Source organism: Afipia sp. DC4300-2b1, assembly GCF_049895725.1.
GTDB lineage: Bacteria > Pseudomonadota > Alphaproteobacteria > Rhizobiales > Xanthobacteraceae > Afipia > Afipia broomeae.
Genome location: NZ_JAFCSX010000003.1, coordinates 473,833 through 499,524, shown reverse-complemented (window position 1 = coordinate 499,524; position 25,692 = coordinate 473,833). Strand labels below are relative to the sequence as shown.

General features: G+C 62.8%; 22 protein-coding genes. 12 read left to right on the top strand and 10 right to left on the bottom strand.

Annotation, left to right across the window (positions count from 1 at the left end; all coding sequences use genetic code 11):
• Positions 1–208: 208 nt before the first annotated feature.
• The 6 genes from ACP7AL_RS14840 to cysD all read right to left on the bottom strand — a co-directional run bounded on the left by ACP7AL_RS14840 (position 209) and on the right by cysD (position 8,238).
• On the bottom strand, positions 209–2,371 hold the full coding sequence (locus ACP7AL_RS14840) for a malate synthase G (RefSeq protein ID WP_425992424.1): 2,163 nt from the start codon (positions 2,369–2,371) through the stop codon (positions 209–211).
• 206 nt (positions 2,372–2,577) lie between these two features.
• The gene (gene cysW, locus ACP7AL_RS14835; protein ID WP_425992422.1) at positions 2,578–3,459 is read right to left on the bottom strand and encodes a sulfate ABC transporter permease subunit CysW; all 882 of its coding nucleotides are present in this window, start codon (positions 3,457–3,459) and stop codon (positions 2,578–2,580) included.
• On the bottom strand, positions 3,459–4,286 hold the full coding sequence (gene cysT / locus ACP7AL_RS14830) for a sulfate ABC transporter permease subunit CysT (protein WP_425992420.1): 828 nt from the start codon (positions 4,284–4,286) through the stop codon (positions 3,459–3,461). Before cysT (ACP7AL_RS14830) ends, cysW (ACP7AL_RS14835) begins: the two co-directional genes overlap by 1 nt.
• A gap of 130 nt (positions 4,287–4,416) precedes the next feature.
• Entirely contained in the window at positions 4,417–5,421 is a 1,005-nt protein-coding gene (cysP, locus tag ACP7AL_RS14825) for a thiosulfate ABC transporter substrate-binding protein CysP (protein ID WP_425992418.1), read from the bottom strand.
• A 30-nt stretch (positions 5,422–5,451) separates the two neighbouring features.
• The gene (cysC, locus tag ACP7AL_RS14820) at positions 5,452–7,383 is read right to left on the bottom strand and encodes an adenylyl-sulfate kinase (RefSeq protein WP_425992416.1); all 1,932 of its coding nucleotides are present in this window, start codon (positions 7,381–7,383) and stop codon (positions 5,452–5,454) included.
• A gap of 18 nt (positions 7,384–7,401) precedes the next feature.
• Positions 7,402–8,238, bottom strand: coding sequence for a sulfate adenylyltransferase subunit CysD (gene cysD / locus ACP7AL_RS14815; RefSeq protein WP_006022697.1), 837 nt, complete (start codon positions 8,236–8,238; stop codon positions 7,402–7,404).
• A 255-nt stretch (positions 8,239–8,493) separates the two neighbouring features.
• Between cysD and cysG the strand changes: the two genes are divergently transcribed.
• The 12 genes from cysG to ACP7AL_RS14755 all read left to right on the top strand — a co-directional run bounded on the left by cysG (position 8,494) and on the right by ACP7AL_RS14755 (position 19,923).
• Entirely contained in the window at positions 8,494–9,918 is a 1,425-nt protein-coding gene (gene cysG, locus ACP7AL_RS14810) for a siroheme synthase CysG (protein WP_425992414.1), read from the top strand.
• On the top strand, positions 9,915–10,226 hold the full coding sequence (locus tag ACP7AL_RS14805) for a DUF2849 domain-containing protein (RefSeq protein ID WP_006022695.1): 312 nt from the start codon (positions 9,915–9,917) through the stop codon (positions 10,224–10,226). The genes cysG and ACP7AL_RS14805 overlap by 4 nt, the downstream gene beginning before the upstream one ends.
• A 25-nt stretch (positions 10,227–10,251) precedes the next feature.
• Positions 10,252–11,907 carry a nitrite/sulfite reductase gene (locus ACP7AL_RS14800; RefSeq protein WP_425992411.1) on the top strand — a complete coding sequence of 552 codons (1,656 nt, stop codon included), beginning with the start codon at positions 10,252–10,254 and terminating at the stop codon, positions 11,905–11,907.
• Positions 11,894–12,406 carry a DUF934 domain-containing protein gene (locus tag ACP7AL_RS14795; RefSeq protein WP_425992409.1) on the top strand — a complete coding sequence of 171 codons (513 nt, stop codon included), beginning with the start codon at positions 11,894–11,896 and terminating at the stop codon, positions 12,404–12,406. Before ACP7AL_RS14800 ends, ACP7AL_RS14795 begins: the two co-directional genes overlap by 14 nt.
• Positions 12,403–13,152, top strand: coding sequence for a phosphoadenylyl-sulfate reductase (locus ACP7AL_RS14790; protein ID WP_425992407.1), 750 nt, complete (start codon positions 12,403–12,405; stop codon positions 13,150–13,152). The genes ACP7AL_RS14795 and ACP7AL_RS14790 overlap by 4 nt, the downstream gene beginning before the upstream one ends.
• Before the next feature lie 154 nt (positions 13,153–13,306).
• A complete protein-coding gene (locus ACP7AL_RS14785; protein WP_425992405.1) occupies positions 13,307–14,311 on the top strand; it encodes a sulfate ABC transporter substrate-binding protein in 1,005 nt (334 codons plus the stop codon).
• 26 nt (positions 14,312–14,337) lie between these two features.
• Positions 14,338–15,180 carry a sulfate ABC transporter permease subunit CysT gene (gene cysT / locus ACP7AL_RS14780; protein WP_081758564.1) on the top strand — a complete coding sequence of 281 codons (843 nt, stop codon included), beginning with the start codon at positions 14,338–14,340 and terminating at the stop codon, positions 15,178–15,180.
• 8 nt (positions 15,181–15,188) lie between these two features.
• Complete coding sequence (gene cysW / locus ACP7AL_RS14775; RefSeq protein ID WP_425992403.1) at positions 15,189–16,052, top strand: sulfate ABC transporter permease subunit CysW; 864 nt, start codon at positions 15,189–15,191, stop codon at positions 16,050–16,052.
• Positions 16,042–17,091, top strand: a complete 1,050-nt coding sequence (locus ACP7AL_RS14770) for a sulfate/molybdate ABC transporter ATP-binding protein (RefSeq protein ID WP_425992401.1) — start codon at positions 16,042–16,044, stop codon at positions 17,089–17,091. Before cysW (ACP7AL_RS14775) ends, ACP7AL_RS14770 begins: the two co-directional genes overlap by 11 nt.
• Before the next feature lie 194 nt (positions 17,092–17,285).
• Positions 17,286–17,795 (top strand): CAP domain-containing protein, encoded by a 510-nt coding sequence (locus tag ACP7AL_RS14765; protein WP_006022687.1) that lies wholly within the window; start codon positions 17,286–17,288, stop codon positions 17,793–17,795.
• Positions 17,796–17,939: 144 nt separating this feature from the next.
• Entirely contained in the window at positions 17,940–19,121 is a 1,182-nt protein-coding gene (locus tag ACP7AL_RS14760; RefSeq protein ID WP_425992399.1) for a DUF3734 domain-containing protein, read from the top strand.
• Between the two features lie 13 nt (positions 19,122–19,134).
• A complete protein-coding gene (locus ACP7AL_RS14755) occupies positions 19,135–19,923 on the top strand; it encodes a 3-hydroxybutyrate dehydrogenase (RefSeq protein WP_024919575.1) in 789 nt (262 codons plus the stop codon).
• 122 nt (positions 19,924–20,045) lie between these two features.
• Here the strand turns inward: ACP7AL_RS14755 and ACP7AL_RS14750 are convergent, their stop codons facing one another.
• The 4 genes from ACP7AL_RS14750 to ACP7AL_RS14735 all read right to left on the bottom strand — a co-directional run bounded on the left by ACP7AL_RS14750 (position 20,046) and on the right by ACP7AL_RS14735 (position 25,621).
• Positions 20,046–21,428, bottom strand: a complete 1,383-nt coding sequence (locus tag ACP7AL_RS14750) for an oligosaccharide flippase family protein (protein WP_425992396.1) — start codon at positions 21,426–21,428, stop codon at positions 20,046–20,048.
• Positions 21,429–21,629: 201 nt separating this feature from the next.
• The gene (locus ACP7AL_RS14745; protein WP_425992394.1) at positions 21,630–22,169 is read right to left on the bottom strand and encodes a DUF924 family protein; all 540 of its coding nucleotides are present in this window, start codon (positions 22,167–22,169) and stop codon (positions 21,630–21,632) included.
• A 100-nt stretch (positions 22,170–22,269) separates the two neighbouring features.
• On the bottom strand, positions 22,270–23,967 hold the full coding sequence (locus ACP7AL_RS14740; RefSeq protein WP_425992392.1) for a long-chain fatty acid--CoA ligase: 1,698 nt from the start codon (positions 23,965–23,967) through the stop codon (positions 22,270–22,272).
• Between the two features lie 211 nt (positions 23,968–24,178).
• A complete protein-coding gene (locus tag ACP7AL_RS14735; RefSeq protein ID WP_425992973.1) occupies positions 24,179–25,621 on the bottom strand; it encodes a D-alanyl-D-alanine carboxypeptidase family protein in 1,443 nt (480 codons plus the stop codon).
• Positions 25,622–25,692 lie beyond the last annotated feature (71 nt).

Here is a 25,692-nt window from a genome sequence, read left to right as displayed (position 1 = left end):
TCTTCCTTGTTTGAAGCCTGCATTCGCGCAGGAAGGGCGGGACCGTCTTTGAGGGTGGTCAGCGCGAGGCGTGCCACCGAATCGATCATTCACGACCCGTTGTTAAGATGGCGTAAACCGTAAAACGGATGCCATCGGTATCCCGCTCAAACAAAAACCCCGGCGCGTGCGCCGGGGTTTTCATCTTCACGTCAATCAAGTCGGCCGATCAGCCTGCCGCTTTCGCTTCCTTGCGGCGCGCATGCAGGATGAATTCTGTGTAGCCGTTCGGCTGCTCGCGGCCCTTGAAGATCAGGTCGCAGGCGGCCTGGAATGCGACGCCGTCGAACTTCGGCGCCATCGGCTTGTAGAGCGCATCGCCTGCGTTCTGCTTGTCCACGATCGCCGCCATGCGCTTCAGGGACTCCATCACCTGATCCCTGGTGACGACGCCCTGATGCAGCCAGTTGGCGAGGTGCTGCGCGGAGATGCGCAGCGTGGCGCGGTCTTCCATCAGGCCGACATCGTGAATGTCCGGCACCTTGGAGCAGCCGACGCCCTGATCGATCCAGCGCACCACATAACCGAGGATGCCCTGGCAGTTGTTGTCGATCTCCTGCTTGACGTCGTCCGGCGCCCAGTTCGACTGCGACACCGGAATGGTCAGGATGTCCGACAGCTTCGCCTTCGGACGGCTCTTCAGTTCCTTCTGGCGCGCGCCGACGTCCACCTGATGATAGTGCAGGGCGTGCAGCGTTGCGGCGGTGGGCGAGGGGACCCACGCGGTCGATGCGCCGGCCTGCGGGTGCGCGATCTTCTGCGCCAGCATGTCGGCCATCTTGTCGGGAGCGGCCCACATGCCCTTGCCGACCTGGGCGTGACCCGGCAGGCCGTTGGCCAGACCGATGTCGACATTCCAGTCCTCGTAAGCCTTGATCCAGGGCTGCGCCTTCATGTCGTTCTTGCGGATCATCGGGCCTGCTTCCATCGACGTATGGATTTCGTCGCCGGTGCGATCGAGGAACCCCGTGTTGATGAAGCAGATGCGCTGCGCGGCGTTCTGGATGCACGCCTGGAGGTTCACCGTGGTGCGGCGCTCCTCGTCCATGATGCCGACCTTCATGGTGTTGGCCGGAAGGCCGAGCATCTTCTCGACGCGGCCGAACAGATCGACGGTCAGCGCGACTTCATCCGGGCCATGCATCTTCGGCTTGACGATGTAAACCGAGCCCTTGCGGCTGTTCTTCAGCTTGGTCTTGCCCTTCAGGTCGTGAAGCGCGAGCAGGCCGGTAACGGCGGCGTCGAGGAGGCCTTCCGGAATTTCCTCACCCGAGCTGTCGAGCACGGCATCCGTGAACATGTGATGGCCGACGTTGCGGATCAGCATCATGCTGCGGCCGTGCAGCTTCACTTCGCCCTTGCCGTCCGCCGCGGTGTAGACACGGTCGGCATTGAGCGCACGGGTCAGCGTCTTGCCGCCCTTTTCGAAGTCGGCCGACAGCGTGCCGTTCATCAGGCCGAGCACGTTGCGGTAGACCAGGACCTTGTCCTCGGCATCGACGGCGGCAACCGAGTCTTCCATGTCGAGAATGGTCGAGACGGCGGATTCGAGAATCATGTCGGCGACGCCGGCCGGATCGTCCTTGCCGATCGGGCTGTTGCGGCTGATCTGCACGTCGATGTGCAGGCCGTTGTTGACCAGCAGGATCGAGGCCGGGGAGGCGGCATCGCCCTGATAGCCCAGGAGCTGGGCCTTGTTCCTGAGCGCGGTGGCGTTGCCGCTCTTGAGCTTGGCGGCGAGCTGGCCGTGCTCGATGTGATAGCCGGTGACGTCGCTGTGGTTGCCGGTCGCGAGCGGCACGGCGGAATCGAGAAACGCCTTGGCTTTGGCGATGACCTTGTCGCCGCGCGCCTTGTTGTAGCCGCGGCCAGCCTCGGACGGATCGTGCGGGATCGCGTCGGTGCCATAGAGCGCGTCATAGAGGCTGCCCCAGCGGGCGTTCGCCGCGTTCAGCGAGTAGCGCGCATTGGTGAGCGGAACCACAAGCTGCGGCCCGAACATGGAGGCGAGTTCTTCATCGACATTCGCGGTCTGAACTTCCTTTGCGGCAGGCTCCGGCAGCAGGTAGCCGATTTCCTTCAGGAAGGCGGTGTAGGCATTCATGTCGAACGCCTTGCCCTTGTTCGCCTTGTGCCAGCCGTCGATCTTGGCCTGCAGCGCATCGCGGGTGGCGAGCAGTTCGCGGGTCCGGGGAGCCAGATCCTTGACGATTCCGGCAAGGCCGTCCCAGAAGGCGTCGGCTGAAACGCCGGTGCCGGCGGTTGCTTCCTTGGCAATGAAGTCGAACAGAACAGGAGCGATCTTAAGACCGCTGGCGTCGATACGTTTCATGATAAATCCCACGGAAAACGGCGTTTTGAAACGCTGTTTTGAGGCCTCAGGTAAGGTGGTGATGGCCACGGAAAAGTGGCGTCGTGCGGAAGGTTTTAGCGCCAAAGGCGGGCCTATGAGAAGGCCCTTCCCTCGTCCGAAAGGCGTATACCACCCTGTCCGCAGGGGCCGTCAACCGCTGCGTTTCACAAGCCATTCTGCAGCGGTTAGTGGCCAATTCCGCTGTGCGGTACTTCGCTGCTGTACCGTTCCAGCGCCACCTTGATCAGGATAGTGACCAGCGCCAGTGCAGTCAGCACCGTCGCGGCGGCGAAGGCGCCGGCGACATTGTAGTCCTGATAGAGCAGTTCGATCTGAAGCGGCAGCGTGGTGGTCTGGCCGCGGATGTTGCCAGAGACCACCGACACCGCGCCGAACTCCCCCATCACGCGCGCGTTGCAGAGGATGGCGCCGTAGACCACTGCCCATTTCACGTTCGGCAGCGTAACGCGCCAGAATGTGGTGAAGCCGCCTGCGCCGAGCGTCACCGCGGCCTCTTCCTCGTCGGTGCCCTGCACCTGCATCAGCGGAATCAGTTCGCGCGCGACGAAGGGTGCGGTCACGAACAGGCTCGCGAGGAAGATCGCAGGCAGCGCGAACATCACCTTGATGCCGAGAGATTCAAGCAGCGGCCCGAACAGGCCCTGCGAGCCATAGACGAAGAGATACGCGACACCGGCGACGATCGGCGAGATCGAGTAGGGCAACTCGATCAGCGAGATCAGCAGCGTCCGTCCCCTGAACTCGAATTTGGTCACCGTCCATGCCGCCGCGAGGCCGAACAGGATGTTGATCGGCACGACAATCAGCGCCGTCAGCAGGGTCAGGAAAATGGCGTGGACCGTCGCGGGCTCCGAGAGGTTGCGCATGAAAACGCCCACGCCGGAGGAGAGACCCGAGGTGACAATCAGCACCAGCGGCGCCACCAGAAAAAATGCCGTCAGCACCAGCACGGTCCACAGCACGATTCGCCGCGTCACGGTGCCCCCGCCAACGGGGTGATGCATCCACTCGGCCTGTTCGCTGGCGCGATCGGGTATAATGGACATCAGACTTCCCCGCGCCCGACATAGCGCAGGTGCCAGGCCTGCACCGCGTTGGTGAACAGCAGCATCACGAATGCCATCAGCAGCATGATCGTGGCGATCGCCGCCGCGGCCTCATAGTTGTATTCCTCGAGCCGGATGTAGGTCAGCAGCGCGACGATTTCGGTTTTCATCGGCTGGTTGCCAGCGATGAAAATCACCGCGCCGAATTCGCCGAGGCTGCGGGCGAACGACAGTGAGCAGCCGGCAAGGAAGGCCGGGAAGATCGCAGGGAAGATGATCTTCCACAAAATCTGGAAATCGTTGGCGCCGAGCGAGCGGCCCGCTTCCTCGACTTCCGAGCCGAGATCCTCCATCACCGGCTGCACCGTGCGCACCACGAACGGAATGCTGGTGAACGCCATCGCCATGGCGATGCCGAGCGGCGTGTAGGCGACCGCGATGCCGATCCTGTCGAGCGGCGCACCGAACCAGCCGTTCTTGGCGAACAGCGCGGTCAGCGCGAGGCCCGCGACCGCGGTCGGCAGCGCGAACGGAACATCGACCAGCGCATCGAGGATGCGCTTGCCGGGAAACTCGTAGCGCGCCAGCACCCATGCCAGCAGCAAACCGTAAATGGCGTTGAAGATGGTGGCCGCGAAGGCCATCGACACCGTGACCCGGATCGCCGACAGCGTGCGGGGCGACGACAGGATGTCCCAGAGCTGCGCCGCGCCGATGCCTGAGGCTTTCAGCAGCAGCGCGCAAAGCGGAAGCAGGACGATCGCCCCGAGATAGAGGACGGTCGTTCCCAGCGCCAATCCGAAACCTGGGATGACCCGGCGTCGCAAATTGAATCATCCACTTCCGAAGTGAAAGAAACGATCTTTCCCTGTCATTGCGAGGAGCGTAGCGACGAAGCAATCCATTTTCCATAGACCGGTGGATTGCTTCGCTTCGCTCGCAATGACGAAAATCGCCTTATCTGTTGGCGCCGCCAAACAACTGATCGAGCTTGGCGCCGGGATTGAGGTGCTCGGCGTTGACCTTGTCCCAGCCGCCGAACTCCTTTTCGATGGTGACGAGCTTCACCGCCGGGAACTTGTCCTTGAATTTCTCGGCGACGGTCTTGTCGTTCACGCGGTTGTACTGCTTGGCCAGAATGGTTTGCCCTTCCGGCGTGTACAGGAATTCCAGATAGGCCCTGGCGAGCGCCTGCGTGCCGTGCTTGTCGGCATATTTGTCAACCACAGCTACCGGAAATTCGGCGAGCAGGCTCTGCGAGGGCACGACGACCTGATACTTGTCGGCGCCTGCGATGTCGCGGATGCCGTTGGTTTCGGCCTCGAAGGTGATCAGCACGTCGCCGGTCTGACGCTCGACGAAGGTGGTGGTCGCCGCGCGGCCGCCGGTGTCGAACACCGGAACGTTGGCAAACAGCTTCTTGACGAACTCGTCGGCCTTCTCGGCGCTGTCATACTTGGTCTTCGCGTAAGCATAGGCGGCCAGATAGGTGTACTTGGCGTTGCCCGACGTCTTCGGGTTCGGGAAGATCACCTGCACGCCGGGCTTCACCAGATCGTCCCAGTCCTTGATGTTCTTCGGGTTGCCTGCCCGCACCAGGAATGCCGGAAGAGAATAGTACGGAGACGAGTTGTTCGGCAGCCGCTTCTGCCAGTCGGCGGTAATGAGCTTGCCCTTGTCGGCGAGCACCTGCACGTCCGGCACCTGATTGAAGGTGACGACGTCGGCTTCGAGGCCTTCGAGAATGGCGCGGGCCTGACGCGTCGAGCCGTTGTGCGACTGGTTGATGGTGACGTCCTGGCCGGTCTTGGCCTTCCACTGCTTGGCGAATTCGACATTGACCGCCGCATAGAGTTCGCGGGCGATGTCATAGGACACGTTCAGAAGCGTGTTCGGCGTCTGCGCGTGGGCCGCGGTGACGAAGCTGAGGCTGGCGGCGAAAGCGATGAGGGTCTTGCGCAATAGAGTCTCCTGTACGCGTCGAGCGGATTCTTAAATGTTGGCGGCGAGATCGCCGAGTTCGCCGAACAGAACGCCGGTATTTGCCAGCAGCCGCTCAATCTCGTCGGTGGCGTCAGCGACCGAACGTGTCGAGGTGTCGATGGTCAGCTCGGCGTTGGCAGGCGGCTGATAGTCGTTGGCGATGCCGGTGAAGCTCGGCAGGTTGCCCGCGCGCGCCTTGGCATAGTGGCCTTTCGGATCGCGGCTTTCGCAGACCTCGGCCGGCGTGGCGACATAGACCTCGCGGAACAGGTCGTCGGCGATGCGCCGCGCCTGTGCCCGGTCGTCGCTGGAGGGAGAGACGGCGGCGACAATGGCGATATGGCCGTTGCGTGCCAGATGCGTCGCCATCTCGGCAAGGCGGCGGATGTTTTCGGTGCGATCCTTCGGCGAGAACCCGAGATCGCCGTTGAGACCCGCGCGCAAGGTGTCGCCATCGAGCAGCAGCGGTGAACCGCCGCGGCTGAACAGCTTGCGTTCCAAAGCGCGCGCCAGCGTCGACTTGCCCGAACCGGGCAGGCCGGTCAGCCAGACCACGGCGCCGCCGTGACCGTAACGCGCCGAGCGCTCTTCCGGGCGCAGTGCGGATTCGACCGGCACGATGTCGATGGGAATCGCGCGCTGACCGGAATCGACGCTAAGCACGAGGCCGCCGCCCGCGATGCGGCCGTTGACTTCGATGACAAGGCGTCCGGTGCGCGGATTGTCGGTATAGGGGTCGGCTGCGACGGGCTTCGCCAGCGCAATGTCGATTTCGCCGACATGGTTGCGGCCGATCGCGGTCGTCTCGACGCTCGCAAGCTCGCCGGGATCAACAGCCTTGTTGATCTCGACGATGGTGGCGCGGGTCTCCATGGTGCCGAGACGGACCAGAACCGACATGCCTGCTTTCAGCGGCGTATCGTGCAGCCAGAAAATCCGGGCATGGAGACGGCGGGTGTCGCGGGGCGTGGCGTGCGAATGCGCGATGATGTCGCCGCGTTCCAGAAACAGTTCGCGGTCGAGCGTGATGCCGACCGAGCGGCCCGCGCCTTGCCGCGCGAGCAACGGCGTCTGCGGCCAGCTCTCGACCGACTTGACCTTGGCGATCTTGCCCGCGGGCATGATCACGATTTCGTCGCCCGTGCCGATGTTGCCGGATTCGACACGGCCTGCGACGATGCGGCGGTCATCGAACTTGTAGATCGCCTGCACCGGAAACCGCAGCGCCAGCTCGTCCAGCGCCCGTGCCGGGGTCAGCGCATCGAGCGCCTCGACCACCGTGGGTCCGCTGTACCAGTTGATGTTGGCGGTACGTTCGGCAACGCCGTCGCCGTCGCGTGCCGAAATCGGCACGATGGCTGTCGGCGTGACGCCAAGACCAGTGAGATGCGCCGAAATCTCGTCGCTGATCTCCTTGAAGCGCGCCGCGCTGTAATCGACGCGGTCCATCTTGTTGACCACAACGGCGACCTGTTTGACGCCGAGCAGATGCAGCAGATAGCCGTGACGGCGGGTCTGGTCGCGCACGCCTTCGAGCGCGTCGATGATGAGCACTGCGGCATCGGCCTGCGAGGCACCGGTGATCATGTTGCGCAGGAATTCGGCGTGGCCCGGCGCGTCGATCAGCACGACATCGCGCGAGGGCGTGCGGAAACGGATCTGGGTGGTATCGATGGTGATGCCCTGGTCGCGCTCGGTCTGCAATGCGTCGAGCAGGAACGACCATTCGAACGGCATGCCGCGCCGCGCGCTGACGGCCTTCAGCATCTCCAGCTTGCCGTCGGGCAGGCTGCCGGTTTCATGCAGCAGGCGTCCGACCAGCGTCGACTTGCCGTGATCGACGTGTCCGACGATGACGATGCGGACCTGAGGACGGGTCGCACTATGCGGCGCGGGGGCGATTGAAGCCTTGGACTCGATTTTGGAAACAGCGATGTTCATCGGGGCGCTCATCTAACGTCAGAGATAACCGGCGACACGAAGCCGCTCGAAGGCATCTTCGGTTTCGTGGTCGAGCGCGCGTCCGGCACGCTCCGGCACTTTCGTGGCTTTCAGTTCGGCCAGGATTTCGTCGATGTTCGAGGCGTTCGATACAACGGGATTGGTGATGTCCTGATCGCCGAGCGAGCGGTAGCGCTTGCCGTTCTTCGACAGATAGAGCGGGATGATCGGAATGTTTTCGCGCTGGGTGTAGGCCCAGATGTCTTCCTCGGTCCAATGCAGGATCGGATGGATGCGCAGATGCGCGCCCTGCGGCGGCGAGGCATTGAAATGGTCCCAGAATTCCGGGGGCTGATCGCGCACGTCCCAGCCGCCTTCAAGCCCGCGCGGCGAGAATACGCGCTCCTTCGCGCGCGTCGCTTCTTCGTCGCGGCGGATGCCGGCGATCAGTCCGTCGAAACCATACTTGGCGAGTGCGAGCTTCAGGCCCTCGGTCTTGCGCGCGGCAGAGCGTGCGGCGGGCGGCAGCGTCGGATCGATCTCCTCGATCGGCGGGCAGAAATCGACTTTCAGGTCGAGGCCCCATTCCTTCGCGTACTGATCGCGAAAGGCGTACATCTCGGGGAATTTCTTTTGGGTATCGACGTGCAGCGCCGGGAACGGCACCTTGCCGAAGAACGCCTTGCGCGCCAGCCAGATCATCACATTGGAGTCTTTGCCGAGCGACCAGAGCAGCGCGAGCTTCTTCAGCCGCGCGAAGGCTTCCCGGAAAATGTAGATGCTCTGTGCTTCGAGCTCATCGAGATGGTCCATGGAAGGCACGGACAATTTCGAAGGTGTGGAAGAAGTCGCCATGACGTTACTCCATCCCGGACGCGAACGGCGCCCACGGGCCATCGGTTTCGCGGGATGCAGCGGCACTCAGACGGGACGGATCGCCATCCAGATGTGTCATGAGAAGATGCATCTCTTTTGCGCGCGGTTTGTGGTACCAAATTCTAATTTTGCGGCGCAGCGTAGAAGAAATAATTTTCTCTTTATGCCGCTTGCAAGATACATAAATAGAAAATAATTTCAGTCAACCCTGTAAATGGGGAAGCGGAGTTTCGCATGCGGTTTCTGCCGGTGTTCCTTGATCTGCAAACCGGCCCCATCGTTCTGGTGGGGGAAGGCGAGCCTGCGCAGGCAAAATTGCGCCTGCTGCTGGCGGCGGATGCGCGCGTGCGATGGTTCGCGACCGACGGCAATCATGATGTCTCGCGGCTCGATGCTGCGTCGGCCGGGCGCATTGAGCGCGCCGCAGGCGATCCGCTCACCGCCGATCTTTCCAATGTCATTGCCATTCTCTGCGCGGGCGCCGGTGATACCGGTCACGCCATGGCGGCGCGTGCACGCGTCCTCGGCATTCCCGTCAACGTGATGGACGAAACTGCGCATTCCACATTCATTGTTCCGGCCATCGTCGATCGCGGTGACGTTGTGGTCGCCGTCGGCACCGGCGGCACATCGCCTGTTGTCGCGCGCCGTGTGCGCGAGCGCATCGAGGCGCTGCTGCCTGCGCGGATCGGCGATCTCGCGTCCTTCGCCGGGCGCTGGCGCGATTCGATCAAGGCGCGGCTTCCCGACCTGGCGATGCGCCGGCTGTTCTGGGAGCGCGTGATCGACGGGCCGATCGGCGCGGACGTTCTTGCGGGGCGCGTACAGGACGCCGAGCGCAAGCTGATCTCGATTCATGATCCGGTGGCGTTCGCGGCGAGCGGCGGCGAAGGTTTCGTCACGCTGGTCGGTGCAGGGCCGGGCGATCCGGACCTGCTGACGGTCAAGGCGCTGCGCGCATTGCAGGACGCCGACGTCGTATTCTATGACGACCTCGTTTCACCTGAAATTCTCGATCGCGTGCGCCGTGACGCGGCGCGGGTGCCGGTTGGCCGCCGGGTCGGCAAGCCCGGCATCGGGCAGGACAAGATTCATCGTCTGCTGATCGAGGCCGCGCAATCCGGCAAACGTGCTGTGCGTCTGAAAGGCGGCGATCCCTTTATCTTCGGGCGCGGTGGCGAAGAGATTGCGGCGCTGCGTGCGGCCGGCGTTGCTTACTCTGTCATTCCCGGCATCACCGCTGGATTGGGCGCCGCAGCCCAGTCCGAGGTGCCGCTGACCTATCGCCAGGAAGCGCTGCGCATCACCTTCCTGACCGCCCACAAGGCGGAAGATGCCGGCAACGTCGACTGGTCGGCGCTGACCGATAAGAAAATGACCGTCGTGGTCTACATGGGCATGACGGCTGCGCCGACCATTCGCGAAGGCCTGCTGACCGCTGGACGCTCGCCCGACACGCCGGTCGGCGTGTTCGCGCGCGCGACCCGGCCAGATGCCAAGGCCGTGGTCGGCAAGCTTCGCGATCTGCCTGCGCTCGCCGAACAGGTCGAACGCGGTCCTGCAATCCTGATTATCGGCGACGTCGTCGCTCGATCCGCCCCGTGGCGCAATGCGAACCCGGATGACCTCATCTCTGACCTGTTAATGGCTGCCGAATGACCTCACCTCTGCAACAGAAAATCAAAATCACCGGCCCGTCCATCGTCACCGCCAACCGCACCGGCGATGGAGCCGTGATCTATCGTACCGTTTCTCATGGCTGGTCGGTCAGGCTATCCGACGCCGCCATCGTCCGGAACGCAGATGATGCGCGCGCCCTGCTCGCTGAATCTGTCGCCGATGACGTCGGCGCCGTAGGCGCCTACATCGCGCCGGTGGAGATCGGCGAGGACGGTATCCAGCCGGGCAATCTGCGCGAGAAAATCCGCCAGCAAGGCGTCACCATCGATCTTCTCGTTTCGGCCTGAGCCGCGACCCTTCAAGGCAATCGTTATGTATGCTTACGACGAACTCGACCGGACCATCGTCAACGAACGCGTCCTGGAATTCCGCGATCAGGTGGCGCGCCGTCTGTCCGGCGAACTGACGGAAGACGAATTCAAGTCCCTGCGCCTGATGAACGGCGTCTATCTGCAACTGCACGCCTACATGCTGCGGATCGCGATCCCGTACGGGACGCTGTCGTCGAAGCAGATGCGCGCGCTGGCGCATGTCGCGCGCAAGTATGACCGCGGCTACGGCCATTTCACCACCCGGCAGAATATCCAGTACAACTGGATCAAGCTCGCTGAACTGCCCGACGCGCTGGCGGATCTCGCCGAGGTCGGCATTCACGGCATGCAGACCTCGGGCAACTGCATCCGCAACGTGACGTCCGACCAGTGGGCGGGCGTGGCGCCGGGCGAAGTCGAAGACCCGCGCATCTGGGCGGAAATCCTGCGTCAGTATTCGACGCTGCATCCGGAGTTCTCGTTCCTGCCGCGCAAGTTCAAGTTCGCCATCACCGCAAGCGAACACGATCGCGCCGCCATCAAGGTTCACGACATCGGCCTGCGCATTCACAGGAATGCCGCAGGCGAGACCGGCTTCGAGGTGCTGGTCGGCGGCGGTCTCGGCCGCACGCCGTTCATCGGCAAGACCATCAACGAATTCGTCAGCCACCGCGACATCCTGAGCTATGTCGAGGCGATCCTGCGCGTCTACAACCAGTACGGCCGCCGCGACAACATCTACAAGGCGCGCATCAAGATCCTGGTCCACGAGCTTGGCATCGAGAAGTTCAAGCAGGAGGTCGAGGAAGAGTGGGTGCAGATGCGCGACGGCGCGCTGGCGCTCGACAATGCCGAAATCGAGGATATCCGCTCGCGCTTCTTCTATCCGAAGTACGAAAAGCTCTCGGACACGCCGGACGAACTGAAGAAGGCGTTGCTGAATCCGAATTTCGAGGCCTGGTACAAGAACTCCGTCGCCGAGCACAAGCAGCCCGGTTACGGCATCGTCACGCTGTCATTGAAGCCGGTGGGCGGACCTCCGGGCGACGCCACGGCCGAGCAGATGGACGAGATCGCTGATCTCGCGGACAAGTATTCGTTCGGCGAAATCCGTGTCGGTCACGAGCAGAATCTGGCGCTGCCGCATGTCGCCAGGCGCGATCTGCCGGCGCTGTGGCGTGCGCTCGACAGGATCGGGGTCGCGACGCCGAACGTAAACCTCGTCACCGATATCATTGCCTGCCCCGGTCTCGATTACTGCTCGCTCGCCAACGCCCGTTCGATTCCGATCGCACAGGAGATCACCCGTCGGTTCGCCAACCACGACACCGCGAACCTGATCGGCCGGCTGCACATCAATATCTCGGGCTGCATCAATGCCTGCGGTCATCATCATGTCGGCCATATCGGCATTCTCGGCGTCGAAAAGAACGGCGAGGAATTCTACCAGATCACCATCGGCGGCCGCGCCGACGAGAATGCCGTGCTCGGCAATCTCGTGGGGCCTGCGGTGCCGTTCGATCAGGTGGCCGATGTGATCGAGGATATTGTCGAGGCCTATCTGGCGCTGCGCCAGCGTCCTCAAGAGCTGTTCGTCGATGCAGTGAAGCGTCTTGGCGTCGAGCCTTTCAAGGAGCGGGTCTATGCCACTCGTTAAGGGCAACGCCATCGTCACCGACGAATTCGTGCATCTTGCCGACGACGCGGAGATTCCTGCGGACGGCGCGGTGCTGGTCTCGGCCGAGCGGTTTCTTGCCGATCCAGAGAAGGCGCTTTCGCGCAAGGACAAAACCGGCGTGATCTGGCCGAACAACCGCGACGTCGACGATCTCTTGCCATATCTCGGCAGACTGGCGGCGGTGGCGCTGGTGTTTCCGGTGTTCCGGGACGGCCGCGCCTACACACAGGCGCGCCTGCTGCGTGAGCGTTACAAGTTCCGCGGCGAACTCCGCGCAACCGGTCAGGTGCTCCGCGATCAGTTTGTGTTCATGCTGCGCGCCGGGTTCGATGCGTTTGAAGTGAAGAAGCAGAGCGACGCCGAAGCTTTCGCCATCGTCGCGAAGCGTTATTCGGTGTTCTATCAGCCGACCGGCGACGGCCGCGTCACGGCGTTTCACCGCCGGCTGATGCATCTGCCGGAAGGAGTGCGTTCATGACCACTGCTGCACCCTCATTCCTGTCGCAGTCTCCCGAGACACCGTCGTCATCGCTGATCGTTGCCGAAGCGGCCGAACTCGACCGCGCGCTCGCCAAGGCGTCGCCGGGAGAGATCATCGCGGCTGCCATCAAGGCTGTCGGGCGCGACAGGCTCGCCGTGGTGTCGTCGTTCGGCACCGAGTCCGCAGCGCTGCTGAAGATTGCGGCGGATGTCGATCCGGCGATTCCGGTGGTGTTTCTCGACACCGGCTGGCTGTTCGAGGAAACGCTGGCCTATCGCGATACGCTGACGAAGCTGCTCGGATTGACCGATGTCCGCACCATTCATCCGCTGGACGATACACTGGAGCGCGAGGACAAGGACCGCGACCTGTGGTTCTCCAATCCCGATCAGTGCTGTTTCATCCGCAAGGTCGAGCCGCTGGCGCGTGCGCTGTCGTCGTTCGATGGCTGGATCAATGGCCGCAAGCGTTTCCAGGGCGGCGACCGCGCCGCCATTCCGGTCGTCGAGGCCGACGGTGCGCGACTGAAATTCAATCCGCTGGCGAACGCGACGCTGGAGGAACTCAAGGCGCTGTATGCAACGATGAATCTGCCGCCGCATCCTTTGGTCGCATCCGGCTTCACCTCGATCGGGTGTATGCCTTGCACCAGCCGCACGCTTCCCGGCGAGGATCCGCGCGCGGGCCGCTGGCGCGACCGCGGCAAGACGGAGTGCGGGATTCACGTCACCAAAACTTCGTAAAATTTTGCCTTCTTGAAAATCGGTATTTCCTGGAACGTTTGTCCTGCAATCCTGCTAACAATGAAATCCGGTTTCGTTGACATAACCACGCGAGTTCCAGAATTTCACGCCTTCCCTGATGGCGATGATGTCGTCAGTTCGAATGGAGTTTGAAATGGTTCGCCCCAATTCAGTGATTAGCCGTCTTCTCGTGATCGGAAGTCTGATCTGGGCAGGCTCGGCGCTTGCCGCGGATGTGTCGCTGCTCAACGTGTCGTACGATCCCACGCGCGAGCTCTATGGTGATTTCAACAAGGCGTTCGCTGCCGCGTATCAGAAGGACACCGGCAAGAGCATCGAGATCAAGCAGTCGCATGGCGGCTCGGGATCGCAGGCGCGTTCGGTGATCGACGGTTTGCAGGCCGATGTGGTGACGCTGGCGCTCGCCTATGACATCGATGCGATCGCGGGCAAGGGGCTGCTGAAGAAGGACTGGCAGAAGAGCCTGCCGCAGAATTCGTCGCCGTACACCTCGACCATCGTGTTCCTCGTGCGCAAGGGTAATCCGAAGGGCATCAAGGACTGGGACGATCTGATCAAGAGCGGCGTGCAGGTCATCACGCCGAATCCGAAGACCTCCGGTGGCGCGCGCTGGAATTATCTCGCGGCCTGGGGCTACGCGCTGAAGAAGTACGGCTCTGAGGACAAGGCCAAGAAGTTCGTCGGCGACATCTTCAAGAACGTGCCGGTGCTCGATACCGGTGCACGCGGATCGACGGTGACGTTTGTCGAGCGCGGCGTCGGCGATGTGCTGCTGGCGTGGGAGAATGAGGCGTTCCTCGCGGTGAAGGAATTCGGCAAGGACAAGTTCGAGATCGTGGCGCCGCCGCTGTCGATCCTGGCCGAACCGCCGATTGCGGTGGTCGACACGGTCGCCGACAAGAAGGGCACCCGCGCCGCTGCTGAAGCCTACCTGAAATACTGGTACACCAAGGAAGGCCAGGAAATTGCGGCGCGGAATTTCTATCGCCCGCGCGACGCAGCGGTCGGCGAGAAATACGCGGACGCCTTTGCAAAGGTTGAACTTTTCACCATCGACGACGTGTTCGGCGGCTGGACCAAGGCGCAAAAGGAGCACTTCGGTGAAGGCGGTGTTTTCGATCAGATCTACAAGAACTGATCTGATCGCGGAGTGATGGGGGCATCGTGAGCGGAGGAGCAGGACGACGACGGGCATTGCCGGGTTTTGGCCTTACCATGGGGCTGACGCTGACATGGCTGTCGATCATTGTGCTGATTCCGCTCGCGGGCCTCTTCCTGAAGACCTCGGAATTGAGCCTGTTCCAGTTCTGGGACATTCTCACCGCCCGCCGCACCCTCAACGCGCTGAAGATTTCGTTCGGCCTCGCGTTCCTCGCCGCCATCGTCAATCTGGTGATGGGCATGGTGATCGTCTGGGTGCTGGTGCGTTACCGGTTTCCCGGCCGCCGCATCTTCGACGCCATTGTTGACGTTCCGTTCGCGCTGCCGACCGCCGTTGCGGGCGTGGCGCTGACGGCGCTGTTCGCGCAGAAGGGCTGGCTCGGCGCGCCGCTGGCGGAGTGGGGCATTAAAGTCGCCTTCACGCCGATCGGCATTTTCGTTGCGATGATCTTTATCGGATTTCCGTTTGTGGTTCGCACGGTCCAGCCGGTGCTGCTTGATCTTGAAGTCGAGGTCGAGGAAGCCGCCGCAAGTCTTGGCGCGTCGCGCTGGGACATTATCCGGCGCGTGATCCTGCCAAGCCTGACGCCGGCGATCCTCACCGGCTTTGCGCTGGCGTTCGCGCGGGCCGTCGGCGAGTACGGCTCTGTCATCTTCATCGCCGGCAACCTGCCGAACGTCTCGGAAATCGCGCCGCTGCTGATCGTGATCCGGCTGTCGGAGTTTCGTTACGCGGATGCGACGGCGATTGCTGTCATCATGCTGGTCGTCTCGTTCCTGATTATCTTCACCATCAACCGCATTCAACGCTGGGCGCAAACGCGCGGCGTCGCGGTCTCGGTCTGAGCGGCGTCATGGCCACCAAACAACGCATCGCGCCCGCGTATCAGGTCAGAACCGAGCCCGCATTGGTGCGCTGGTTTCTCATCACCATTGCCGTCGGCTTCCTGACGATCTTCGTTGTGCTGCCGCTGGTCGTGGTGTTCACCGAAGCGTTCTCGAAAGGCATCGGCGCCTATCTCGCCGCGCTCTCCGATCCGGAGGCATTGTCCGCAATCAGGCTGACGCTGACCGTCGCGGTCATCTCGGTGGGACTGAACCTCGTGTTCGGCGTGATCGCGGCGTGGGCGATCGCAAAGTTCGAATTTCCCGGCAAGGTGTTTCTGATCACCCTGATCGATCTTCCGTTCTCCGTCAGTCCGGTGATCTCGGGTCTGGTGTTCGTGCTGCTGTTCGGCGCGCAGGGCTATTTCGGCACCTGGCTGATGGAGCATGGCGTCCAGATCCTGTTCGCGGTGCCCGGCATTGCGCTGGCGACAACCTTCGTGACGTTTCCGTTCGTGGCGCGCGAACTGATCCCGCTGATGCAGGAGCAGGGCACCCAGGAGGAAGAGGCGGCGATTTCGCTCGGTGCATCCGGCCTGCGCACCTTCCTGCGCGTCACCATCCCCAACATCAAATGGGGTATCCTTTACGGCGTGCTGCTGTGCAACGCCCGCGCCATGGGCGAATTCGGCGCGGTTTCGGTGGTCTCGGGCCATATCCGCGGCGAGACCAACACCATGCCGCTGCTCGTCGAAATCCTGTACAATGAGTACCAGTTTGTGGCTTCGTTCGCGATCGCCTCGCTGCTCGCATTCCTGGCGCTCGTCACGCTGATCGTGAAAACGGTCCTCGAAAGCCATCTCGAAGAAGGACAGACCGCAAGTGACGATTGAAGTCCGCAACATCGTGAAGAAGTTCGGTGCCTTTGCCGCGCTCGATCACGTCGATCTCAAGGTCGCCACCGGCGAGCTGGTGGCGCTCCTCGGCCCGTCAGGCTCGGGCAAGACCTCGCTGCTGCGGATCATCGCCGGCCTCGACTGGCCGGACGAAGGCTCGGTGATCTTCGACGGCGAGGATGCGCTGTCCCGCGGCGCCGGCGAGCGCCACGTCGGATTCGTGTTCCAGCACTACGCGCTGTTCCGCCACATGAGCGTGTTCGAGAACGTCGCGTTCGGTCTTCGCGTGCAGCCGCGATCGATCCGCAAGGACGAGGCGCACATCAGGAAACGCGTGAAGGAGTTGCTCGATCTGGTGCAGCTCGACTGGCTGGCGGACCGCTATCCGAGCCAGTTGTCTGGCGGTCAGCGGCAGCGCATCGCGCTGGCGCGTGCGCTCGCCATCGAGCCGCGCATCCTGCTGCTCGACGAGCCGTTCGGCGCGCTGGACGCCAAGGTGCGCAAGGAGCTGCGCCGCTGGTTGCGCCAGCTCCATGATGAGATTCACGTCACCTCCATCTTCGTCACCCACGATCAGGAAGAAGCGCTGGAAGTCGCCAACCGCGTGGTGGTGATGGACAAGGGCAAGATTGAACAGATCGGCACGCCTGGTGACGTTTACGACAATCCGGCCACCGCCTTCGTTCACGGCTTCATCGGCGAATCCATCGTGCTGCCGGTGCAGGTGGCCGACGGCAAGGTCCGGCTCGGCGACAAGGTTCTGAACCTCGAGCCGCGCGACGCCGCGTCGGGTCCGTCGAACCTGTTCATCCGTCGCCATGACGTCTCGATCGTACCGAACGGCAGCGGCATCTTCGAGGGCGACGTCAAGCATGTGCGGGCGTTCGGCCCGACCCAGCGCGCCGACGTGGTGCTGCACAACGGCGCGACCGAGACCCTGATCGAGATCGATGCGCCGCGCGACCGCGATCTCAAGCCCGGCGACGTCGTCAGCCTTCAGCCTCGGCGCTACCGGCTGTTCCCGGCCGCGTCCTGATCGCTCTTTTCCGTCAATGCGAGGAGCGTAAGCGACGAAGCAATCCAGCTTTCCCAGGAATGGATTGCTTCGCTTCGCCCGCAATGACGGTTGGGACTGTCGCCGGAATGGCAGGTTCCCCCTAATCAGCGCCGCGTTCACCTTTCAGCCACGGTTGGTGTGCAACAAATGCCGACCATTGGTTGGGGAAGCATATGATACGCGTGGCGGGGGCCATTCTGGCGCTGACGATCCTGAGCGGCTGCGGAACGGGCGGCGAACCGTCCACCGAGCAGCCGGCGTTCTATCTCAGCATGGCCAGTGCCGGCGCGAAGCTCGACCCGAATGTCGCGGCCTCGATGATCTCCGGCTATCGGCAGAACAACGGCCTCGGCGCGGTCCAGGTCGACCCCCTGCTAATGAAGGCGGCGGAAGCCCAGTCCCAAGCCATGGGCAGCCGCAACAAGCTCGACCACAATGTCGCCGGTCCGCTGGACAAGCGCATCAAGGCTTCCGGTTTCGACGCCACCAAGGCGGTCGAGAACGTCTCGGCGGGCTATCACACCCTCGCGGAAGCCTTCTCTGGCTGGCGGGACTCGCCGCCGCACAAGGCCAACATGCTGGCCAGCGGTGTCACAAAAATGGGCATCGCGGCGACCTACGTTCCGAATACCAAATACAAGGTGTTCTGGACCCTCATCTTGGCTGCACCGGATTCCAGATAAATCTTCTGTGACATAACCGCAATTTTCGCCAATTGACGCGGCTGCGAACTGGGGCCACCGTGCTGCAACATATCCGGGGTTCGCTCGGAGAGTGATGCATACCGAAACGAACCTCGGATACGGGACGCTAGGTGAGTGATGGCCATGGATCAGCTTTCCCCCCATAGAGAGACCGCAGTATCGATCCCCGCAGAGGCGGAGCGCGTGCTGGTGCTGCAAGGTGGTGGTGCGCTCGGCTCCTATCAGGCCGGCGCCTATCAGGCGCTCTGCCATCATGATTTCGAGCCCAAGTGGGTTGCAGGCATTTCGATCGGTGCGATCAACGCTGCGATCATCGCCGGGAATGACCGCGAAAAGCGGGTCGGCAAGCTCAAGGAGTTCTGGGAAATGGTGTCGTCGGGTTCGCCGATGCCATGGGCTCCGCTGGTGCAGAGTGACCAGGCGCGCTCGGTCTTCAACGAGACCAGCGCCGCGCTGATCGCGACATTCGGCGTGCCGGGCTTTTTCACGCCGCGCTTTCCGCCGGCCCCGGTCTGGCCGCCGGGCAGCCCGCAATCGCAGAGCTATTACGACACCACACCGCTGCGCGCGACGCTGGAGCGGCTGGTGGATTTCGACCGCATCAACGATCTGAAGACAAGGCTCAGCGTGGGCGCGGTCAGCGTCACCAGCGGCAACTTCCGCTATTTCGACAATGTCGAGTTCAAGAAGCTGGGCAAGAAAATCGGGCCGGAGCATATCATGGCCTCCGGCGCGCTGCCGCCGGGCTTCCCCTCCATCGAGATCGAGGGCGAGCATTACTGGGACGGCGGCGTCGCATCCAACACGCCGCTGGACTATGTGCTCGATGCTGAAACCAAAACGGATCTCCTGATCTTCCAGGTCGATCTGTTCAGCGCGCGCGGGCCGCTCCCGCAGGGCTTGATCGATGCGGCCGAGCGCGAAAAAGACATCCGCTATTCCAGCCGCACCCGGTTGAACACCGACAAGGCCAAAAGGATTCACGACGCCAAGAAGGCGGTGCGTGAACTGATCGCCAAATTGCCGGAGAGCTTCAAGGACGATCCGCTGGTCGCGCAGCTCAACGAAGCAGCGAAAGAAAACACCATCACGGTGGTTCACCTGATCTATCGCAGCAAGACCCATGAAGCCTCGTCGAAGGATTACGATTTCTCGCGGATCGGGATGGTCGAGCACTGGGCCGCGGGTGAGCGCGATGTCTACGCTTCGATGAACCATCCGGAGTGGCTGGAGCGGCCGCAATCCGATGAAACCATGGTGATGTATGACCTGTGCGAAAGCGGGTTGCAGTATATCAAGAAGTAAACAGGAGCGAAGAATGGGTACTCTTTCCGGCAAGACGGCAGTGGTGACGGGTTCGACCAGCGGCATTGGTCTCGCCTATGCGCGGGCCTTCGCGGGCGCGGGCGCGAATATCGTGATCAACGGCTTCGGCGCGCCGGCCGACATCGAGAAAGAGCGCTCGGCCATCGAAAAGGATTTTGGCGTCAAGGCGGTGCATTCGCCCGCCGACATGACCAAGCCCGAGGAAATCGCCGAGATGATTGCGCTCGGTGAGAAGACCTACGGTTCGGTCGACATCCTCGTGAACAATGCTGGCGTCCAGTTCGTCTCGCCGATCGAGGAATTCCCGATCGACAAGTGGAACATGATCATCGCGATCAACCTGTCGTCGGCGTTTCACAGCATTCGCGCCGCGGTGCCCGGCATGAAGAAGCGCGGCTGGGGCCGCATCATCAACACCGCTTCTGCGCATTCGCTGGTCGCGTCGCCGTTCAAGTCGGCTTACGTGTCGGCCAAGCACGGCATCGCCGGCCTGACCAAGACCGTGGCGCTGGAGCTTGCGACCCACAAGATTACCGCGAACTGCATCTCGCCGGGCTATGTCTGGACACCGCTGGTGGAGAAACAGATTCCCGACACGATGAAGGCGCGGGGCATGACCAAGGAACAGGTCATCAACGACGTGATGCTCGATGCGCAGCCCACCAAGGAGTTCGTGACGGTCGAGCAGGTCGCAGCGCTGGCGCTGTTCCTTTGCGGCGACGACGCAGCACAGATCACCGGTGCGAATCTGTCGATCGATGGCGGCTGGACGGCGGCGTGATTATCGCCGTCATTCCGGGGCGCGAGCATAGCGAGCGAGCCCGGAATCCAGATGCTATAAGTTCTGATGTCAGACTGATCGAGATTCCGGGCCCGCGCGAAGAGCGCGTCCCGGAATGACGGTTATGTTGAGAGCGTCTTCTTCCCGAACGCGAGAACGTGAAAGCCGAGGCGGTTTCTGGTGATCCAGAACAGCAGGATCGTCTCGAACACCAGCGCGATGGAGGTTGCGGCGGCGGCGCCGTAACCGCCGAAGCGCGGCACCAGCAGCACGCACAGCACGAGGTTGACCAGGAACGCCAGCGCGTAGGCCAGCGCGCACATGTTCTGGTGACCGAGCATGTTCAGCAGCCGTTCCACCGGGCCGATGGCGGAGCGCACGATCAGGCCGATCGCAGCGACGAACATGATGCCATAACCGGCGGTGAACTGCGGCCCGAACAGCCAGAGCAGCGGCTTGCCCAGCGCCAGCAGCACGGCAGTCGCAGCCACCGACGGCCAGAACGTCCACTTGATCGCGTGGGCGATATAGGCCGACAGGCGCTCCTTGTCGCCGGAGGCGTGATATTCGCTGAAGCGGTGGGCGGTGGTGGCCGACATCGCATAGTGAATGAACGACACCAGCGCGAGCGTCTTCACCACGGCGAAGTAGACGCCGACTTCTTCCGATGACCGGAACTGCTGCAGCACCAGCACGTCGGTGTACGACAGCAGCAGGTAGAAGCCCTCGACCATCATGATCGGCAGCGACACCTTCAGCCAGCTCCGCACATCGTAGGTCTTCGGTCCGGGTTCGACGCTGGCCTTGAGGCGGCGGTTGAGAACGATCAACTGGCCGATCATCGCGATCCACACCGCGGCTGCGCTGGCGATCATCGCATCGGTCGCGCCGAGATTCATGCCGAGTGCCACCGCGCCTGCGGTGAATCCGATAATCAGCGTCTGCCGCACGATGAACTGCGGCATCAGCCCGAGGCGCATCCAGTCATGGGAACGCGCGAGGCCGTCCTGGGTGTTGGCGACGACGAACGCGGGCAGGACGAGACAGCCGATGTAAAGCGGGAGCACGGTCTTCGCATCGATCGACGGCGACAGGATTGTCACCAGACCCGCGAGCAGCAGCGCGACGGTGGTCGATGCGGCCAGCGTCATCCAGCGGCTGCCCGACAGAAAGCCGCGCAGCAACGAAAGCTGTCCGCCGGCACGATATTCGGGAATGATTTTTTGTGCGGACACGGCGATGCCGAAGTCCAGCACGCTGCCCAGCAGCAGCACCCAGGTCCAGACATAGACATAGATGCCGTAGTCGGAGCCGCCCATCCAGCGCGCCAGCAGCACCTGCGAGACATAGGCGAGGCCCGCGCTCAGCACGCGAATGAGGAACACGGTGCCCGCGAGCCGCTTGGTCAGTGAGGCTTCGGAGGTGCCGGTGAGCACATCGCGCAGCCGCGCGATCAGGCCTGCAGGCCTTGCTTCCGATGCGTTTTCAGCTTCCACCACCGCCACGGCATTCCATCCTCTTCCGCCACGCGGCGGCAGAATGCGCCTTAGCAAGGATTCGTTAAGATTTGGTGGTTGTGACCTCGCCCCGCTTGCGGGGAGAGGTCGGATCGCGCAGCGATCCGGGTGAGGGGCGCTATCATTTCGTTGCGGAAACTTGCCCCTCACCCCAACCCTCTCCCCGTAAACGGGGAGAGGGAGATTCACTTACCCCTTGAATCCACCCTCAGCCAGAAAAGCCGCCTCCTCCGGCGTCGTGGCTCGTCCCAGTACGGCATTGCGATGAGGGAAGCGGCCGAACTTGCGGATGATGTCGGCGTGCAGCACCGCCCATTTCAGGCTGTCCTCACCGAGCGGCGCGAACAGGGTGATGCTGCGCTCCTGATCGGCCATGTTCTCGGAATGCTCGAACGGCAGATAGATAAAAGCACGCAGGGCTTTCTCGGTGCGCAAGTCACGGCCTTCCGCGATGGCGCGTGCGGCAACTGCGCGGGCGAGCGGGTCGGTTACGAATGCGCGCGGATCATTGCGGAACATGTTGCGGGGAAACTGGTCGAGCACGATCACAAGCGCCAGCGCGCCGTCGTCGGAGTCCTGCCACGCGTCCAGCTTGCCGTCGCGGGCTGCTTCCCACACGCCCATGAAACGGTCGCGGATTTGCTGGTCGAACGCGTCGTCCTTGCCGTACCAGCGATCGTATCCGGCGTCGCGCCAGAACGTGAGGATGTCGGAGGGGGAGGAGATCATGAAGTATCTTTCGTCGTTGCGAGCGAAGCGAAGCAATCCACGCTTTGACAAACATGGATTGCTTCGTCGCTATCGCTCCTCGCAATGACGGCAGCCGGCCTCAGCTCGCCGCAGCGGCGGCGGCCTTGGGCTTCTCGTCGCGCAATTCGCGGCGCAGGATCTTGCCGACATTGGTCTTCGGCAATTCCGTCCTGAACTCGACGTGCTTGGGCACCTTGTAGCCGGTGAGTTCGGTCGCCGCGAACTTGATGACGTCCTGCGCGGTGAGGTTGGGGTCCTTCTTCACCACGAAGGCCTTCACGGCTTCGGTCGACTTGGCATCGGGAACGCCGATCACCGCGCATTCGAGCACGCCCGGATGGCTGGCGATCACTTCCTCGACCTCGTTCGGATAGACGTTGAAGCCCGAGACCAGGATCATGTCCTTCTTGCGGTCCACGATCTTGGTGTAGCCGTCCGGCGACATGATGCCGATGTCGCCGGTGCGGAAGTAGCCGTCGGCGGTCATCACCTTCGCGGTTTCTTCCGGCCGGTTCCAGTAACCCGCCATCACCTGCGGACCCTTGGCGCAGATTTCGCCAGGCTCGCCGAGCGGCACTTCGTTGCCGTCGTCGTCGCGGATCGAGAGCCATGTCGAGGGCACCGGAATGCCGATCGAGCCGGAGAACTTGTCGGTGTCCGCCGGGTTGCAGGTCAGCGTCGGCGAGGTTTCGGACAGGCCGTAGCCTTCCGACAGCGCGACGCCGGTCACCTGCGTCCACCTGTCGGCCACCGGCTTCTGCACCGCCATGCCGCCGCCGAAGCAGCTCTTCAGCTTGGAGAAGTCGAGCTTGTCGAAGCCGGGCGTATTGAGCAGGCCGTTGTAGAGCGTGTTCACCGCCGGGAAGCTGTTGACCTGATACTTCGATAGTTCCTTGACGAAGCCCGCCATGTCGCGCGGGTTCGGGATCAGGAGGTTCACGCCGCCGGCGCGCACCGCGAGCAGGAAGCACGCGGTCAGTGCGAAGATGTGATAGAGCGGCAGCGCACAGACGATGAAGAGCTGATCGACATGCGGCGGCTTCTTCAATGCAGGTTGCAGCCAGGCATCGTTCTGCAGCACGTTGGCGAGAATGTTGCGGTGGAGCAGCGTCGCGCCCTTGGACACGCCGGTGGTGCCGCCGGTGTATTGCAGGAACGCGACATCGTCGCCGGTCAGCGCCGGCTTGGCCAGCTTGAGCTTGCGGCCGGCGGCGAGCGCATCGTTGAACGACACTGCGCTCGGGATCGAATAGGCCGGGACCATCTTCTTCACGTTGCGGACGACGAAGTTGACGATCACGCCCTTGAAGCCGAGCAGGTCGCCCATCGAGCCGATGATGACATGCTTGACGCTGGTGTTCGGCAGCACCTTCTCCAGCGTGGTGGCGAAATTTTCCAGCAGCAGGATCGCTTCGGCGCCGGAGTCCTTGAGCTGATGCTCGAGTTCGCGCGGCGTGTAGAGCGGATTGACGTTCACCACGGTGAAGCCGGCGCGCAGGATGGCCGCCGATGCGACCGGGTTCTGCAGCACGTTCGGCATCATGATGGCAACGCGCGCGCCCTTCTTCAGGCCCCTGCTTTGCAGATAGGCGCCCATCGCCGCCGACATTTCGTCGAGGTCGCGATAGGTGATCGACTTGTCCATGCAGATGAAGGACTTGCGGTCGGCGAATTTCTTGAAGCTCTCTTCCAGCAGTTCAACCAGCGACGGATACTGGTTGACGTCGATGTCGGCGGGTACGCCGGCCGGATATTGCTTGAGCCAGATACGTTCCATGATGACTCCCCTCAGATGTTTCCTGATGGCCCCCGTCTTGTGGCGGGGTGCTCGGGCTATGTTCTCAAGTATTGAAATAAGTATTGAGCGAAGCCGCAGGCCATAGCAAGCCTGTGCGTGGTAACGACGCACTTGAGAGGCTCTAAACGCGGGCCTCCGGCGGCTCACGCATGCGGATTTCGCAAAGCACAATCATAGTCCCATGAGCGAGTTAGCCGCGAGGCGCGGCGTCAGGCTTCTGCTGGGCGGCAGGCTTGGCCGCCGGCTTGGCGGCGGGAGCGGCGGCAGGTTTGGCTGCCGAGTTGGCGGCGGGCTTGGCAGTTGCAGGTTTGGCCGCAGCAGGTTTGGTGGCCGCATCCGGCTTCTTGTCGGATTTCGGCGCGCCGGCAGGCTTGGCGGCAGGCGTCACTGCGGCAGCTTTCGGCTTTGGGGCCGCTGCCGCCGGTTTGGCGTCAGGCTTCGCGGCGGGTTTTGCGTCCTTCCTGGCGGCCTCGGCATCCGGTTTGGCGGCAAGTTTCGCCGCCTTGGCGCCCTTCTTCCGCTTCCCCACGGACGCTGCCTGGTTGGCGGCCTCGGCGGCATCGGCTTCCAGTATGGCCGCGCCGGTCCGGGCCGGGCCGGTATAGACGATGACCGGTGTTGCGGCGGCAGCCGGCATCGCCAGCAGGTCAGACACCTTCATGGTCGGGGGCTGAAGCCCGGCCGTGAACATCGACACGCCGGCTTCGTTATTGCTGCTGTTGTTGTCAGCCACGATATCCGGATCGTCTTCTTCGTTCTCGGCAGCCGGGCGCTTGCGCTTCGGTCCGCACATCTCGTCGCGCAGGTTTGGCGGCGAGGCGTCGATCGGCGCCAGCGCATCGACGGTGCCGAGCGAGGGCTTCAGCCACGACAGCTTGTTGCCGCCGAAGCCGCGTTCGAGCAGTTGCGCTGCTTTCGCCGCGCGCTGCGCGGACGACTGTGCGCCGAGCACGACGGCGATCAGCCGCCTGTTGTTGCGTGTCGCGGTGGCGACGAGGTTGAAGCCCGAGGCGCAGATGAAGCCGGTCTTCATGCCGTCGGCGCCGGGATAGCGGCCGATCAGCTTGTTGAAATTCGCGGTCACGCGGCGGCCGAACTTGATGGCCGGAATGTGCATGAAATATTCGTACTCGGGCAGATCGCGGATGATCGCGCGCGCCAGAATGCCGAGGTCGCGGGCGGAGGTGATCTGTCCTTCCGCAGGAAGGCCGTTCGGATTGACGTAGCTTGTCTGCGTCATGCCGAGCCGCTGCGCGGTCTTGTTCATTTCAGCGGAGAAACCGTCGATCGATCCTCCGACGCCTTCGGCGATGACAACGGCAATGTCGTTGGCCGACTTCACCATCATCATCTTGAGCGCGTTATCGAGCGTGACCTGCGTGCCGGGCCGGAAGCCCATTTTCGAGGGCGCTTGCGCAGCCGCCGTCGGTGACACGGTCAGCAGCGTGTCGAGCGTCATGCGGCCGTCCTTGACCGCCTTGAGCGCGACATAGGCCGTCATGATCTTGGTGACGGATGCGGGATACCACGGATAGGTCGCGTTCTCTGCCTGAAGGACCTTGCCGGTGTCGGCCTCGATGAGCAGCAGCGCTTCCGCCTGCGCGATGCGCGGCGCGATGACCACCAGCAGCATCGCTGCAACGAGCGCAGACGCTCGCAGCGGGAGCAGCCGGAACAGGGCAGGGAGCAACGCCACTACCGGAT

Excerpts from the sequence above, each read along its gene's own strand:
- ACP7AL_RS14760 (WP_425992399.1), top strand. The coding sequence starts at position 17,940 with ATGGATCAGCTTTCCCCCCATAGAGAGACCGCAGTATCGATCCCCGCA.
- ACP7AL_RS14740 (WP_425992392.1), bottom strand. The coding sequence starts at position 23,967 with ATGGAACGTATCTGGCTCAAGCAATATCCGGCCGGCGTACCCGCCGAC.
- cysC (WP_425992416.1), bottom strand. The coding sequence starts at position 7,383 with ATGAACATCGCTGTTTCCAAAATCGAGTCCAAGGCTTCAATCGCCCCC.
- ACP7AL_RS14735 (WP_425992973.1), bottom strand. The coding sequence starts at position 25,621 with ATGCTGCTGGTGGTCATCGCGCCGCGCATCGCGCAGGCGGAAGCGCTG.
- cysD (WP_006022697.1), bottom strand. The coding sequence starts at position 8,238 with ATGGCGACTTCTTCCACACCTTCGAAATTGTCCGTGCCTTCCATGGAC.
- ACP7AL_RS14800 (WP_425992411.1), top strand. The coding sequence starts at position 10,252 with ATGTATGCTTACGACGAACTCGACCGGACCATCGTCAACGAACGCGTC.
- ACP7AL_RS14785 (WP_425992405.1), top strand. The coding sequence starts at position 13,307 with ATGGTTCGCCCCAATTCAGTGATTAGCCGTCTTCTCGTGATCGGAAGT.
- ACP7AL_RS14745 (WP_425992394.1), bottom strand. The coding sequence starts at position 22,169 with ATGATCTCCTCCCCCTCCGACATCCTCACGTTCTGGCGCGACGCCGGA.
- cysW (WP_425992403.1), top strand. The coding sequence starts at position 15,189 with ATGGCCACCAAACAACGCATCGCGCCCGCGTATCAGGTCAGAACCGAG.
- ACP7AL_RS14795 (WP_425992409.1), top strand. The coding sequence starts at position 11,894 with ATGCCACTCGTTAAGGGCAACGCCATCGTCACCGACGAATTCGTGCAT.
- ACP7AL_RS14765 (WP_006022687.1), top strand. The coding sequence starts at position 17,286 with ATGATACGCGTGGCGGGGGCCATTCTGGCGCTGACGATCCTGAGCGGC.
- cysG (WP_425992414.1), top strand. The coding sequence starts at position 8,494 with ATGCGGTTTCTGCCGGTGTTCCTTGATCTGCAAACCGGCCCCATCGTT.
- cysW (WP_425992422.1), bottom strand. The coding sequence starts at position 3,459 with ATGTCCATTATACCCGATCGCGCCAGCGAACAGGCCGAGTGGATGCAT.
- ACP7AL_RS14840 (WP_425992424.1), bottom strand. The coding sequence starts at position 2,371 with ATGAAACGTATCGACGCCAGCGGTCTTAAGATCGCTCCTGTTCTGTTC.
- ACP7AL_RS14755 (WP_024919575.1), top strand. The coding sequence starts at position 19,135 with ATGGGTACTCTTTCCGGCAAGACGGCAGTGGTGACGGGTTCGACCAGC.
- ACP7AL_RS14790 (WP_425992407.1), top strand. The coding sequence starts at position 12,403 with ATGACCACTGCTGCACCCTCATTCCTGTCGCAGTCTCCCGAGACACCG.
- ACP7AL_RS14805 (WP_006022695.1), top strand. The coding sequence starts at position 9,915 with ATGACCTCACCTCTGCAACAGAAAATCAAAATCACCGGCCCGTCCATC.